Consider the following 13,699-nt stretch of genomic DNA (forward strand, 5'->3'; position numbering starts at 1 on the left):
GGCCCCGGGCACCGGGCTCCGTTCCCCGGCTCGTCAGGCTCCGGCCCGCCCGGGGAGGTCCGGGACGGCCAGCACCGGGCTGCGCCGGGAGGTCACGAACTCCCGTACCGATTCGGCGAGGTAGTCCACCATCTCCGGGGTGAGCCGGGGGTGGACGCCGATCCAGAAGGTGTGCTCGGTGACGGTGTCGCTGTTCTCCAGCGTCCCGGCGACCCGGTAGTTCGCGTGGGCGTAGGCGGGCTGGCGGGTGAGGTTGCCGGCGAAGAAGCGCCGGGTGCCGATCGCCCGCGCCTCCAGGAAGGCCACCAGCTCGGCCCGGGTGTAGGGGGCGTCCGGCAGCACCGTGATGACGAAGCCGAACCAGCTCGGGTCGCTGCCCTCGGTGGGGCGGGGCAGCAGCAGGCCGGGCAGCCCGTCCAGCGCCTCGCGCAGCCGGGCCCAGTTGCGGCGGCGCAGCCGGCCGAACTCGTCCAGCTTGGTCAACTGGGTCTCCCCCAGGGCCGCTTGGAGGTCCGTCGACTTCAGGTTGTACCCGATGTGGGAGAAGATGTACTTGTGGTCGTAGCCGGGCGGCAGCGTCCCCATCTGGTGCTCGAAGCGCTTCAGGCAGGTGTTGTCCTTGCCGGGGAGGCACCAGCAGTCCCGGCCCCAGTCCCGGTAGGACTCCACCAGCCGGGCCAGCTTGACGCTGCGGGTGAGCACGCAGCCGCCCTCGCCGGTGGTGATGTGGTGCGCCGGGTAGAAGCTCACCGTGCTGAGGTCGCCGAAGGTGCCGGTGAGCCGGCCGCGGTAGGTGGAGCCGAGCGCGTCGCAGTTGTCCTCGACGAAGTGCAGCCCGTGCTCGCGGGCGAGGTCGGCCAACTCCTCGGCCTGGTACGGGTTCCCCAGCGGGTGGGCGATCATGATGGCCCGGGTGCGCGGCCCGATCGCCGCGGCGACCCGCTCCGGGGTGGTGTTGTAGGTGCCCAGTTCGATGTCGACGAAGACCGGCACCAGGCCGTTCTGGATGATCGGGTTCACCGTGGTCGGGAAGCCGGCCGCCACCGTGATCACCTCGTCGCCGGGGCGGAGCCGGCGCTCGCCGAGTTCGTGCGCGGTGAGCGCCGAGAGGGCGAGCAGGTTGGCCGAGGAACCGGAGTTGACCATGTGGGCCTTGCGCAGGCCGAGGCGGCGGGCGAGCGCGCGCTCGAAGCGCACCGAGATGTCCCCGGAGGTCATCCGCAGGTCGAGGGCGGCCGAGACCAGCGCGACCCGGTCCTCCTCCGCCAGCACGGCGCCGGCCGGCAGCAGCGGGGTGACCCCCGGCACGAACTCCTGCTCCACGCTGATCTCGCGATGGTACTCCCGGACCTGTTCGATCAGTAGATCGCGGCGATCGTTCACCGTCATTCCTCCAGGCAGTAGGCACGGCCGCGGGTTCGCCCGCCTCGCGGGGCCCGTTTCGCGGTCGATGGTGCGGACGGTCGGTCGAAGCCCGTTGGAGTCCCCCCGGGCCGGGGCTCAGCGGAGGCCGGCGGCCCGCTGGATCCCCTCCACCAATTCGGCCTGGCGGAGGGTCAGTTCGCTGTAGCGATCGAGGTTCCGGGCGCCCCGCGCGGCCTCCGTGAAGACACGCACCAGCTCGGCCCACTGGTCGTCGGCGGGCAGCGTGATCTCCTCGGACCCGCCCTTGGTCTCCACCCGCAGCACCGGCCGGTGGTCGGCCGGCGGGGTGTACGCCCGGTCCAGGACGATCCGCCCCTCGCTGCCGGCCAGCTCGTACGCCGAGCGGTAGCCGTGCGACATCCCGTACGTCAGCTGGGCGCTGACGCCCTCGGTGGAGACCAGCAGGGCGGCGCCGGCCACGTCCACGCCGGAACCGGGGTCGCGCACGGCGACCGCGCCGGCCACCCGCAGGTCGGGGCCGAGGAAGAGCTGGGCGGTGCGGACCGGGTAGCCGCCGACGTCGAGCACGCAGCCGCCGCCGAGTTCGGGCCGGTAGCGGATGTCGTCGGGGTGCAGCGCCGGGATGGTGAACACCGCCCGCACGCCGCGCAGTTCACCGATCACACCCTGTTCGAGCAGGTCCCGGACGGCCTGGTGCTGGGCGTGGAACTGGAACATGAAGTTCTCCAGCAGCACCAGCCCGCGGGCGGCGGCGAGCGCGGCGAGCCGGCGGGTGGCCGACGCGTCGACGGTCAGCGGCTTCTCGCAGAGCACGTGCTTGCCGGCCCGCAGCGCCGCCTCCACCCACGGCTCGTGCAGGGCGGCCGGCACCGGGACGTAGAGGCCGTCGACGTCGGCCCGGTCCACCAGGGCGCGGTAGCCGGTGACCGCCTCGCAGCCGAAGCGCTCGGCGAACCGGCGGGCCTTGCCCTCCTCCCGGCTGGCCACCGCGACCAGTTCCACCGAGGGGTCGGCGGCCAGCGCGGGCAGGGCCCGGCGCCACGCGATGTCCGAGCAGCCGAGCACGCCCATCCTCAGGGCGGGCGGCTCGAGTCGGTTCTGGTCCATGGTCGCCTCCGCTGTGACCGGGCCCGCGCCGTCCGGCTTGGCCTGTGTTCGGGCCAGCCTGGGGGCGCCCGCTGGAGGCGCCGTCCAGCCCGGACGCCCGCCGTCGCGAACCACCCGGCTTGAACGGCCCTCGAACGCGAGCCCCAAGCATCGTCCCGCCTGGGGCTGGTGTGCGCTCCACCGGGAGCGCACAGCTGCGGACCCATGCTTTCCGTGTCCAGCCGGGGCAAGAGGCTCCGGAGCCTGCCCGGACTGCGTGCCGCGGCGGTGAGGAGAAGGCAACCGTGAGGGCTCTGTTGTTGTCCGGAGGGACAGGCACCCGCCTGCGCCCGCTCACGTACTCGATACCGAAGCAGCTTGTCCCGGTGGGGAACAAGCCCGTGCTCGGACACTGCCTGGAGAACATCCGCGACTGCGGGATCGAGGAGGTCGGCGTCATCGTCGGGCCGCACGCCGAGCAGGTCGCCGCCGTGTTCGGCGACGGCTCGGCGATGGGCCTGCGGCTCACCTACCTCCAGCAGGAGCGGCCGCTCGGCCTGGCGCACTGCGTCACGGTCGCGGCGGACTTCCTCGGCGAGGAGGACTTCCTGATGTACCTCGGCGACAACGTGCTGACCGAGGGGGTGGCCGAGGCCGCCGGGGCGTTCCGGGCGGACCGGCCGGACGCCCAGGTGCTGGTGACCAAGGTGGCGAACCCGTCCGACTACGGGGTCGCCTCGCTCGGCGCGGACGGCCGGGTGAACGCCGTGGTGGAGAAGCCCGAGCGGCCGCCGAGCGACCTGGCGCTGATCGGCGTCTACTTCTTCACCGCGGCGGTCCACCGGGCCGTCCGCGCGATCCGCCCCAGCCGCCGCGGCGAGCTGGAGATCACCGACGCCATCGGGGAGCTGATCGCCACCGGCGGTGACGTCCGGGCCCTGGAGTACACCGGGTTCTGGCGCGACAGCGGCACCGTCGAAGGGCTGCTGGACTGCAACCGCGCCGTCCTGGACACCCTGCGCCGGGACGTCCGCGGCAGCGTCGACCGGCATTCGGTGCTCACCGGCGACGTCGTCCTGGCCGAAGGCGTCGAGGTGGTCCGCTCCCAGCTGACCGGGCCGGTCACGGTGGCCGCGGGCACCGTGGTCCGGGACAGCCGGCTCGGCCCGTACACCTCGGTCGGCCCGGGCTGCACGCTGGACTCCACCGGCATCGAGAACTCGATCGTCCTGGAGGGCACCACCATCACCGGGGTGCGGGGACTGGACGGCTCCCTGATCGGCCGGCGGGCCGAGCTGCACGCCGAACCGGCCGCGGCGAGCCAGCGGCTGATCGTCGGCGACCTGGCGAAGGTGCGGGTGGCCCGATGACCCTCGCCCCGCTCGCCGCCACCGGCTCCCGGCACGGCTCCGACGTCACCTACCGCACCGAGCTGATCCGCCGCTTCACCCGCTCCGCGGCCACCACCGACAGCCCGGTGACCCCCAACCGGGCGATCCTCTCCTGGCTGGAGGAGAACCGGCGGATCTTCCGCCACGAGGTCACCCGGATCCCCTTCGCCGACCTGGCCGGCTGGCGCTTCGACGCCGCGAGCGGCGACCTCGGGCACGACAGCGGACGGTTCTTCACCGTCGAGGGGCTGCGCATCCACACCGACGTGCACGACTGGATGCAGCCCATCATCAACCAGCCCGAGATCGGCATCCTCGGCTTCGTGGCCAAGGAGTTCGACGGCGTCCTGCACTTCCTGATGCAGGCCAAGATGGAGCCGGGGAACATCAACTCGGTGCAGCTCTCGCCGACCGTCCAGGCCACCCGCAGCAACTACACCGGGGTGCACCGCGGCCGGCCCATCACCTTCCTGGAGCACTTCGTCCCGCCCACCGCCGGGCAGGTCCTGGTGGACTCGCTGCAGTCCGAGCAGGGGGCGTGGTTCCTGCGCAAGCGCAACCGCAACATCGTCGTGGAGATCACCGAGGAGCCGCCCGAGCTCCCGGACTTCCGGTGGCTGACCCTCGGCCAGATCCACCGGCTGCTGGGCTTCGACGACGTGGTCAACATGGACGCCCGCACCGTGCTGTCGTCCATCCCGCTCGGCCCCCGGGTCGAGGACCAGGGCGCCTACCAGTCGCTCACCGACGTGCTGAGCTGGCTCACCCGGGTGCGGGCGACCAGCGAGCTCTCCCAGCGGTACCGGCCGCTGCGCGAGGTCGAGGGCTGGCAGCTGACCGAGGACCGGATCGGGCACCGGGACGGGCGCTACTTCCAGGTGATCGCCGCGGCGGTGAGCGCCGCCAACCGCGAGGTCGCCAGCTGGACCCAGCCGCTGTTCGAGCCGATCGGGCTGGGCGTCACCGCCTTCCTGGTCCGGCCGATCGGCGGGGTGCTGCACCTGCTGGCGCACGCGCGGGTGGAGGCCGGGCTGGCGAACGTCGCCGAGATCGCGCCGACCGTGCAGTGCTGCCCGGACAACTACGCCGGCCTGCCACCGGAGCGCCAACCACGCTTCCTCACCGAGGCGTTGACCACCACCGGGAGCCTGGTGCGCTACAACACCGTGCTCTCCGAGGAGGGCGGGCGTTTCTTCGAGGCCCGTTCGCGGTACCGGATCGTCGAGGTCCCGGAGGACTTCCCGCTGGACGTCCCGCCGGACTTCGCCTGGATCAGCGTCCACCAGGCGAGCACCCTGCTGCGCTACGACGGCTACCTCAACGTGCAGGCCCGCACGCTCATCGCGGCCCTGCTCGCGACGCTCTGAACCGCGCTCCCACCACTGACGAGGAGGAACACCCGTGCCGTTCACCGAGAAGGAGACCGCCTACCTGCGGTCCCAGCGCATCGGCCGGCTCGCCACCGTCGGCCCCGACGGCCGCCCGCACAACGTCCCGGTCGGGTTCCGGCTGAACGACGACGGCACCATCGACGTCACCGGCCGCGACCTCGCCCGCAGCCGCAAGTACCGGGACGTGGCGAAGCACCCCGCGGTGTCCTTCGTCGTCGACGACATCGCCGGTACGGACCCGTGGGTGGCGCGCGGGATCGAGATCCGCGGTGAGGCCGTCGCGCTCCCCACCGGCGGGCGGGCCCACAACCCGAACCTCGCCGACGAGCTGATCCGGATCACCCCGGCGCGGGTCATCGCCTGGGGCGTCGACGCGCCGTGGCAGGCCGGCAGCAACGGCCGCGACGTCGGCTGAGCGACGACGGACCGCCGGGCCCGGTCCCCGCCCTCGCGGCGGGGCACCGGGCCCGGCGGTCCAGTCGTGCGTCGGGTTCCTCGTGCTCCGGCCCCCTCGCACTCCGGCTTCGGAGCCGGGCGCCTCAGAGGTGGGCGGCGACCGCCCCCGGGGTCAGCGTCTGCTCGCGCAGCCGCTCCTCGGCGGTCTCCTCGATCCGCGCCATCATCCGGCGCAGCAGCGGCGGCGCCATCAGCGAGGTGACGATGGCGACCAGGATGACCACGGTGTACATCTCCTGGCTGAGCACCCCGAGCTTGAGCCCGACCATGGCGACCACCACCTCGATCACGCCCCGGGCGTTCATGCCGGCGCCGAGCGCCAGGCCCTCCCAGTGGCTCATCCGGCTGAGCCGCGAGCCCAGGTAGGCGCCGCCGAACTTGCCGGCGATCGCGACCGCCAGCACCGCCACCCCGGCGAGCAGCACCGAGGGCCGGCCGAGCGCGGTCAGGTCCATCCGCAGCCCGGCGGTCGCGAAGAACACCGGGGCCAGCACGGAGACCACGACGGTCCGCACCGGGGCGAGCTTCTGCGGGTCGCCGAGCCGGGTGCCGCTGAGCGCCAGTCCGCACAGGAAGGCGCCGAAGACCGCCTCCAGGCCCAGCGCCTGGGTGCCGGCCGCGGCGAGCAGCAGGGCGGTGACCAGGAGGGCCGGGTGGGCCTCGATCCGGGGCCCGGCCGCCTTGCTCGCGCGGCGCAGCACCAGGGCCGCCGCCACGACGACCGCCAGGTTGGCCACCGAGTGCAGGATCTGGCCGCCGGACACGCCGACGGTGGCCATCGCCGAGACGACCGAGAGCAGCAGCCAGCCGGCGATGTCGTCGACGGTGACGGCGCAGAGGATCAGCTGGCCGATGTTGCGGTGCACCAGGCCGAGTTCCATCAGGGTCTTGGCGATCACCGGGATGGCGCTGACGCCCATCGCGACCCCCACGAACAGCGCGAAGGTGGGCCGGTCGGAGACGGTGCCGAGGAGCGAGCCGGGCAGCAGGTAGGCCAGTCCGATGCCCAGGCCGAGCGGCACCAGGATCCCGGGGACGCTGACCCGGACGGCGGTCGCCCCTCGGCGCCGGACCAGGCCGAGGTCCATCTGCAGGCCGGTCACCCCGACCATCAGGATGACGCCGATCTGCCCGAAGGCGTCGAGGAGGTGGAATCTCGCGGGGTCGTGCGGGAGCAGCCAGGCGGAGAACCCGGGTGACAGGTGCCCGAGCAGGGAGGGTCCGAGCAGCACGCCGACGAACAGTTCGCCGACGACGGCGGAGAGCCCGATCCGGGTGAAGAGGCGTCCCAGCGCGACGGCGAGCCCGAGCAGCAGGCCCACTTGGAGGAGGAAGACCATCAGGTCATGGGCGGCGAGCGGCGCGACCGGTCCAGCGGCCAACGGCATGGTGACTCCCTTGCGGGGCGGGGTGGTTGAGGGCACGGCGGATCACCGGAGGCCGGTGGCCCGGCGGATCGCCGAGCCACCGGCCCCGGGTGACGGATCAGGGAGCGGGTCGTGCAGGGGTGGTGCGGGAGGGGCTCAGGAACTGACCGAGAGCCTCTGGTTGATCAGGGCGAGCAGGTCGCGCACGGTGCCGATCTCGCCCAGCTCGTCCTCGGGGAGCTGCACGGCGAACTCGCGCGAGATCCGGCTGGTGGTCTCGATGAGGGCCAGGGAGTCGTACCCCAGCTCCTCGAAGCGGAGGTCCAGGATGTCGCCGTCCAGGTCGACGGACTCCTCCTCTCCCGCGCAGTCGCGCATGATCCGCTTGAGGTCCTCGATGGTGAACGCGCTCACGATAATGAATCCTCTCGTCGCATTTCCAGTGGTCAGGGCTGTGGCTGAAGAGTGTTGACCGGACGTCAGATCTGGCGTACGGCAAGGGCGGTGTTGAATCCCCCGTAGCCCCGCGCGACCACCAGGGCGGTGCGCAGCCGGGCCGGGCGGGCCTCGGTCACCAGGTCCAGCCGGTACTCCTCGGCCGGCGCGGTGACGTTGACGGACGGCGGGATCACCCCGTCCCGCAGCGCCAGCAGGGCCAGCGCGACGTCGACCGGCGCGCCACCGGAGCTGAGCCGGCCGAACATGGTCTTCGGCGCGGTCACCGGCACCCCGCGCGGGCCGAACAGGCCGGTGATCGCCTCGGCCTCGGCCCGGTCCAGCTCGGGCACCCCGGAGGCGTCGGCGAACACCACGTCGACCTCCTCGGGGGTCAGGCCGGCCGAGTCCAGCGCACCGCGCATCGCCGCGGCCAGCCGGGACGGCCGCCCCGAGCCCGGCCGCGGGTCGAAGGTCGCGCAGTAGCCGGCGATCTCGCCGTACAGCTGCGGGGCGCCGCGCTCGCGGGCGGACGCCGCGGGCTCCATCACCAGGATCGCGCCGCCCTCGCCCAGCACCTGGCCGCTCGCCCCGGTGTCGAAGGGCAGGAACGCCCGCTCCGGGTCCGGCTGTTCGCTGAGCAGGCCGGACGGGAGCTGGGCCACCAGGCCCCACGGGCAGAGCGAGGCGTCCATCCCGCCGGTGAGCACCAGCCGTACGCCCTTGGACAGTTGGCGCCGGGCCTGGCCGAGCGCGTCCAGCCCGCCGGCCTGCTCGGCGACGGTGACCCCGGTCGGCCCGGACATGCCGTGCCGGATCGACAGCTGGCCGGTGTTGACCGCGTAGAACCAGGCGAAGGACTGGTAGGCGCTGACGTACTCCGGGCCCTGCGCCCAGAGCTTCTCCAACTCCCGCTGGCCGAACTCGAATCCGCCCGAGGAGTTGGCCGTGACCACGCCCATCTCCAGGTCGTCGAACCGCTGCGGGTCGACCCCGGCGTCCTCCAGGGCCCAGCCCGAGGCGGCCAGCGCCAGCTGGGTCATCCGGTCGGTCTGCGGGACCAGCCGGCTCGGCACGTGCTCCGACACCTCGAAGCCCGGGATCTCACCGGCCAGCCGGACGGGGTACCCGGAGGCGTCGAACCGGGTGATCGGGCCGATCCCGCTGGTGCCGGCCAGGGTGCTGCGCCAGACCTCCTCGGTGCCCAGGCCGTTGGGGGCGGCGATGCCCAGCCCGGTGATCACCGCACTCATGCGCCCACCTCGCTACGCTCGGCAGGGGCATTCGCCCACACGCACCTCTTGATGATTCGCTCGCTTCGCTCACTCATGCGCGCACCGCCCCGGGGCGGGTGAGCACCATGGCGCTCTGGAAGCCGCCGAAGCCGCTGCCCACGGTGAGCACGGCGTCGAGGTCGCGCTCGCGGGCGGTCAGCGGGACGTAGTCGAGGTCCAGCTCCGGGTCCGGTTCGGTCAGGTTGGCGGTCGGCGGGATGGTCCCGTGCTCGATCGCCAGCGCGCAGGCGGCGATCTCGATCGAGCCGATCGCGCCCAGCGAGTGCCCGATCATCGACTTGATCGAGCTGACCGGGGTCCGGTAGGCGTGGTCGCCGAGGGCGCGCTTGAAGGCGTTGGTCTCGTGCCGGTCGTTCTGCCGGGTGCCGGTGCCGTGCGCGTTGACGTAGTCGATCGCCTCCGGGGCGAGCCTGGCCTCGGCCAGGGCCGCGTCGATCGCCGCGGCCATCTCCCGGCCGTCGGCCCGCAGCCCGGTCATGTGGTACGCGTTGCTGCGGGCGGCGAAGCCGGAGATCAGCGCGTAGATCCGGGCGCCGCGCCGGCGGGCCCGCTCGGCCTCCTCCAGGACCAGGACGGCCGCGCCCTCGGCGAGCACGAAGCCGTTGCGGGTGCGGTCGAACGGCCGCATCGCGTGCTCGGGGTCGTCGTTGTGGGTCGAGGTCGCCTTGATCGCGTCGAAGCAGGCGACCGTGATCGGCGAGATCGGGGCGTCCGTCCCGCCGGTGACGACGATGTCCGCGCTGCCCTCCCGGATCAGGTCGCAGGCGTAGCCGACGGCGTCCAGGCCCGAGGTGCAGCCCGCCGACACCATGTTGACCGGCCCCTCCGCGCCGGCCGTCCAGGCCACCTCGGCCGCCAGCGAGCTGGGCACGAAGTAGTCCGGCAGGTGCGGCATCGCGTAGGTGTGGTCCACCTCCCAGCGGCGGCCGCTGTCGCTGACGACCGCGTACTCGGCCTCCAGACTCATGGTGCAGCCGACGGCGCTGCCGAGGCAGACCGCCATCCGCTCGGGCCGTTCCTGGGCGAGTTCGAGTCCGCTGTCGGCCATCGCCTCGCGGGTGGCGACGACCGCCAGCTGCGCGGCGCGGTCCAGCCGGCGCACCTCCTGGAGGCCGAGGCCCGCCTGCAGCGGGTCGAAGACGCACTGGGCGGCGACCCTGGAACGGTAGGGCGACGGGTCGAACCCGGAGATCGTCCGGGTGGCGGTGCGCCCCGAGACGACAAGGTCCCAGAACGCCTTCGTCCCTGGATCTCCCGGCGCCACCACGCCTATTCCGGTAATCGCGACGAGCCGGTCCACCGGCAACCTCCTCATGGCAGTGACCCGCGTCCGGTGCGAACCGCCCCGAGTCCCCGTCGGATCTGTGTCTCCGGACGATGGGCCGTGGAGCTCAACCCGCGATCGAGCGCTGGTGGAGGGAGGTGACTCTCCCGGCTGCTCACGGGAGTCCACCCCTCGCCCATCCGGTCTCGTCCGTCCCTCGAACGGCCGTCGCCAGCATCGGCCGGACCGCGAACGTTGCCGAGAGGTGAGCCGTATGACGACGGATCCGACCAGCCGGCCGCACGCCCCGCTGCTCGTGGTGGGCGCGGGCCCGGTCGGCCTGGCGGTGGCCCATGAACTGACCCGCCGCGGGCTGCGCGTGCGGATCGTGGACGCCCGCGAGGAACCCCCCACGACCAGCCGCGCCATCGCCACGCACCCGCGCACCCTGGAGGTCTACGACCACATGGGCATCGTGGACGAGATGCTGGCCGCCGGCCGCCGGATCACCGCCTTCACGCTGTACCAGCGGGGCCGCCGGATGACCCGGCTGGACGCCGACTACTCGGCCACCCCCACCCGCTACCCGTTCACCCTCGCCGTCGACCAGGCCGACACCGAGCGGGTCCTGCGCGGGGCCCTGGCCCGGCTCGGCGTCGAGGTGGAGTGGGGCACCCGGCTGACCGAACTGGCCCAGGAGGACGGCTTCGTCCGGGCCCGGCTGGAGCTGCCGGGCGGGGCACAGGAGCACATCGGCACCCCCTGGCTGCTCGGCTGCGACGGCGGCCACAGCCTGGTCCGCAAGACGCTCGGCGTCCCGCTGGAGGGCGAGAGCGCCGAGACCTGGATGCTCGCCGACGCCCAGGTGGAGACCGCGCTGCCGGCCGACAGCATCTACTGGGTGCGCACCGGCGGGGTGACCCTGATGGCGGTGCCGCTCACCGAGCCCGGCCGCTGGCGGATGCTGGACACCTCGCCGCGCGACCGCAGCACCGACCCGCAGACCGTCGCCGACCGGCTGACCCGGATGTTCTCGGCCGGCACCGGCACCGGGTTCCGGGTCGCACCGCCCCGGTGGACCTCGGTCTTCACCTTCCAGCAGCGCATGGTCCAGCGGATGCGGGTCGGGCGCTGCCTGCTGGTCGGCGACGCCGCCCACGTGCACAGCCCGGCCTCCGGCCAGGGCATGAACACCGGCATCCAGGAGGCGTACAACCTGGCCTGGAAGCTCGCCATGGTGGTCCAGGGCCAGGCCTCGGACGGCCTGCTGGACAGCTACACCGCCGAGCGGGTGCCGGTCGGCGCCGCGCTGCTGGCGACCACCAAGCGGGCGACCCGGATGATCCAGCTGAAGAACCCGGTCGCCGACCGGCTGCTCCCGCTGCTCTTCGGCGTGCTGCGCACCGTCCACCCCCTGCGGGCCCGGGTGCAGCGGGGCTTCCTGGGCGGCATCTCCGGCCTCAACCTGCGGTACGGGGAGAGCCCGCTGACCGTACCGTCCGCCGCCGCCGGCCCGGGGCCGGCGCCCGGCGAGCGGATCACCCAGGTGGACGAGGCGGGGGCCGCGTCGCCCGGCTGGCCGGCGCTGCTCGCCGAACTGCGGGACCTCGGCTGGACGCTGCTGGTCTTCGCCGGCCCCGGCACGGCGCACACCGCCGGGCCCGCGGCCGCCCTGGCCGACCGGCACAAGGACTGGCTGTCCGTGCGCACCGTGCCCTGGTCGGCGCAGGACGGCGAGGGCCACCCCGCCCCGCTGCCGCACGACCCCCGGCTGACCGCCGCCCTGGGGGGCCGCCCTGGCGGCTGGATCCTCGTCCGGCCGGACGCGTACGTGGCCGCCCGCGGCGACCGGCTCGACGAGGAGTCGCTCGCCGAGGCCGCCGGCCGGGCCGGCCTCACCCGCTTCCCCTGATCCCCCGACGGCCCCCGACCGCCCCGCACCCGATGTCAGGAACCCGACCACGAGACTGGAGTCGCCCGTGAAACCCGCCGACCCCGCCGGAACCACCGGAACCGCCGAACCGTACGACGTGATCATCGTCGGCACCGGGCTCTCCGGCACGATGCTGGGCTCGATCCTCGCGCGGCACGGATTCCGCACCCTGCTGCTGGACGGCGCCCAGCACCCCCGCTTCGCCATCGGCGAGTCGACGATCGGCCAGACCCTGGCCCTGCTGCGGCTGATCGCCCAGCGCTACGACGTCCCGGAGATCGGCTACCTCGCCAGCTTCCCGGACACCATCAAGCACGTCGGCAGCTCGCACGGCCAGAAGACCAACTTCGGCTTCCAGATCCACCAGGACGGCCGGGAGCCGGACCCGTCCCAGAGCAACCAGCTGCGGATCCCCGAGGTCATCGGCTACGCCGCGCACTACTTCCGCCAGGACACCGACGCCTACATGTTCCACACCGCCGTCGGCTACGGCTGCGACGCCCGGCAGAACTTCCGGGTCGAGCGCCTGGACCTGCGCAAGGACGGCGTCTCGGTGGCCGGTGCCGACGGCACCGTCTACGAGGGCCGCTACCTGGTCGACGCGAGCGGCTTCCGCTCCCCGCTGGCCCACCAGGAGGACCTGCGCGAGGTCCCGACCCGGCTCAAGCACCAGGCGCGGTCGATCTTCACCCACTTCATCGGGGTGCAGCCGTACGACGACCACATCGACGTGCCCGTCGGCGAGCGCCCCCCGGTGCGCTGGAACGACGGGACGATGCACCACATCTTCGACCGCGGCTGGATGTGGGTCATCCCCTTCGACAACCACGAGAACGCCACCAACCAGCTGTGCAGCGTCGGCATCCAGATCGACCCGCGGATGTACCCGGAGCGCTCCGACCTCACGCCCGAGGAGGAGTTCTGGCTGCACGTCCGGCGCTTCCCGGCGGTCGAGCGCCACCTCGCCGGCGCCCGCCCGGTGCGCGAGTGGGTGCGCACCGGCCGGATGCAGTACTCCTCCAGCCGCACCGTGGGCGACCGCTGGTGCCTGATGTCGCACGCGGCCGGCTTCCTCGACCCGCTGTTCTCCCGCGGCCTGGCCAACACCTGCGAGATCATCAACACCCTGTCCTGGCGGCTGATGGACGCGCTGCGCGAGGACGACTTCGCCCCCGAGCGCTTCGAGTACGTCGAGCGCCTGGAGCAGGGGCTGCTCGACTACAACGACAAGCTGGTCAACTCCTCGTTCATCGCCTTCGCCGACCACCGGCTGTGGGACTGCGTGTTCCGCCTCTGGGGCAGCGCCAGCATCCTCGGCGGCCGCCGGCTCGCCACCGCGATCGCCCGTACCGTCGCCACCGGCGACGACGCGCACTGCCGCGCCCTGGACGACGACCGCTACCCCGGCCTCTGGTGCCCGACCGACTTCTACCACGAGCTGTTCAGCGAACTGGTCGAGGTCTGCGAGCTGGTGGAGGCCGGCGGGATCAGCAGCGAGGAGGCCGCGCAGCGCATGCAGCGGCGGATCCAGGAGTCCGACTGGATGCTCCCCGCCCTCGGCTTCACCGACCCCGGGACCCGTTTCATCGACCCGACCCCGGCCAAGATGCGCGAGGTCGGCGAATGGGCCCGCACCCACCCCAGCAAGGAGCTGCGGGAGTACCTCGCGATCGGCCACCGGGAACTCGACTGAGC

11 protein-coding genes are annotated in these 13,699 nt (G+C 73.0%); 5 read left to right on the forward strand and 6 right to left on the reverse strand.

Translation table 11 applies throughout. The features are described from left to right. Nucleotides 1-33: 33 nt before the first annotated feature. Both rfbH and ACYP53_RS25045 read right to left on the reverse strand, forming a co-directional pair. The gene (rfbH, locus tag ACYP53_RS25040) at nucleotides 34-1,389 is read right to left on the reverse strand and encodes a lipopolysaccharide biosynthesis protein RfbH (RefSeq protein ID WP_459649054.1); all 1,356 of its coding nucleotides are present in this window, start codon (nucleotides 1,387-1,389) and stop codon (nucleotides 34-36) included. A 111-nt stretch (nucleotides 1,390-1,500) separates the two neighbouring features. Next, complete coding sequence (locus tag ACYP53_RS25045; RefSeq protein ID WP_459649055.1) at nucleotides 1,501-2,493, reverse strand: Gfo/Idh/MocA family protein; 993 nt, start codon at nucleotides 2,491-2,493, stop codon at nucleotides 1,501-1,503. Between the two features lie 284 nt (nucleotides 2,494-2,777). Between ACYP53_RS25045 and ACYP53_RS25050 the strand changes: the two genes are divergently transcribed. Genes ACYP53_RS25050 through ACYP53_RS25060 form a run of 3 tightly spaced genes read left to right on the forward strand, consistent with a single transcriptional unit; the run spans nucleotide 2,778 to nucleotide 5,669 of the window. Continuing rightward, nucleotides 2,778-3,842 carry a glucose-1-phosphate thymidylyltransferase gene (locus ACYP53_RS25050; RefSeq protein ID WP_189926084.1) on the forward strand — a complete coding sequence of 355 codons (1,065 nt, stop codon included), beginning with the start codon at nucleotides 2,778-2,780 and terminating at the stop codon, nucleotides 3,840-3,842. Continuing rightward, a complete protein-coding gene (locus tag ACYP53_RS25055) occupies nucleotides 3,839-5,230 on the forward strand; it encodes an NDP-hexose 2,3-dehydratase family protein (RefSeq protein ID WP_189926082.1) in 1,392 nt (463 codons plus the stop codon). Before ACYP53_RS25050 ends, ACYP53_RS25055 begins: the two co-directional genes overlap by 4 nt. 34 nt (nucleotides 5,231-5,264) lie before the next feature. Beyond that, nucleotides 5,265-5,669 carry a PPOX class F420-dependent oxidoreductase gene (locus tag ACYP53_RS25060; protein WP_189926080.1) on the forward strand — a complete coding sequence of 135 codons (405 nt, stop codon included), beginning with the start codon at nucleotides 5,265-5,267 and terminating at the stop codon, nucleotides 5,667-5,669. Between the two features lie 124 nt (nucleotides 5,670-5,793). Here ACYP53_RS25060 and ACYP53_RS25065 read toward each other — a convergent pair whose 3' ends face one another. The 4 genes from ACYP53_RS25065 to ACYP53_RS25080 form a co-directional block, all read right to left on the reverse strand. Next, nucleotides 5,794-7,098, reverse strand: coding sequence for a cation:proton antiporter (locus tag ACYP53_RS25065; RefSeq protein ID WP_189926079.1), 1,305 nt, complete (start codon nucleotides 7,096-7,098; stop codon nucleotides 5,794-5,796). 135 nt (nucleotides 7,099-7,233) lie between these two features. Further along, the gene (locus ACYP53_RS25070) at nucleotides 7,234-7,491 is read right to left on the reverse strand and encodes an acyl carrier protein (protein ID WP_229929263.1); all 258 of its coding nucleotides are present in this window, start codon (nucleotides 7,489-7,491) and stop codon (nucleotides 7,234-7,236) included. A gap of 65 nt (nucleotides 7,492-7,556) precedes the next feature. After that, nucleotides 7,557-8,765 carry a ketosynthase chain-length factor gene (locus ACYP53_RS25075; RefSeq protein WP_189926077.1) on the reverse strand — a complete coding sequence of 403 codons (1,209 nt, stop codon included), beginning with the start codon at nucleotides 8,763-8,765 and terminating at the stop codon, nucleotides 7,557-7,559. A gap of 73 nt (nucleotides 8,766-8,838) precedes the next feature. Then, entirely contained in the window at nucleotides 8,839-10,122 is a 1,284-nt protein-coding gene (locus ACYP53_RS25080) for a beta-ketoacyl-[acyl-carrier-protein] synthase family protein (protein ID WP_189926075.1), read from the reverse strand. Between the two features lie 223 nt (nucleotides 10,123-10,345). On the opposite strand from ACYP53_RS25080, the gene ACYP53_RS25085 reads away from it, so the two are divergent. Then, a complete protein-coding gene (locus ACYP53_RS25085) occupies nucleotides 10,346-11,983 on the forward strand; it encodes an FAD-dependent oxidoreductase (protein ID WP_459649056.1) in 1,638 nt (545 codons plus the stop codon). 67 nt (nucleotides 11,984-12,050) lie between these two features. Then, the gene (locus ACYP53_RS25090) at nucleotides 12,051-13,697 is read left to right on the forward strand and encodes an NAD(P)/FAD-dependent oxidoreductase (protein WP_459649057.1); all 1,647 of its coding nucleotides are present in this window, start codon (nucleotides 12,051-12,053) and stop codon (nucleotides 13,695-13,697) included. Nucleotides 13,698-13,699 lie beyond the last annotated feature (2 nt).

The sequence above is a fragment of the Kitasatospora sp. Ki12 genome (genome assembly GCF_054601375.1).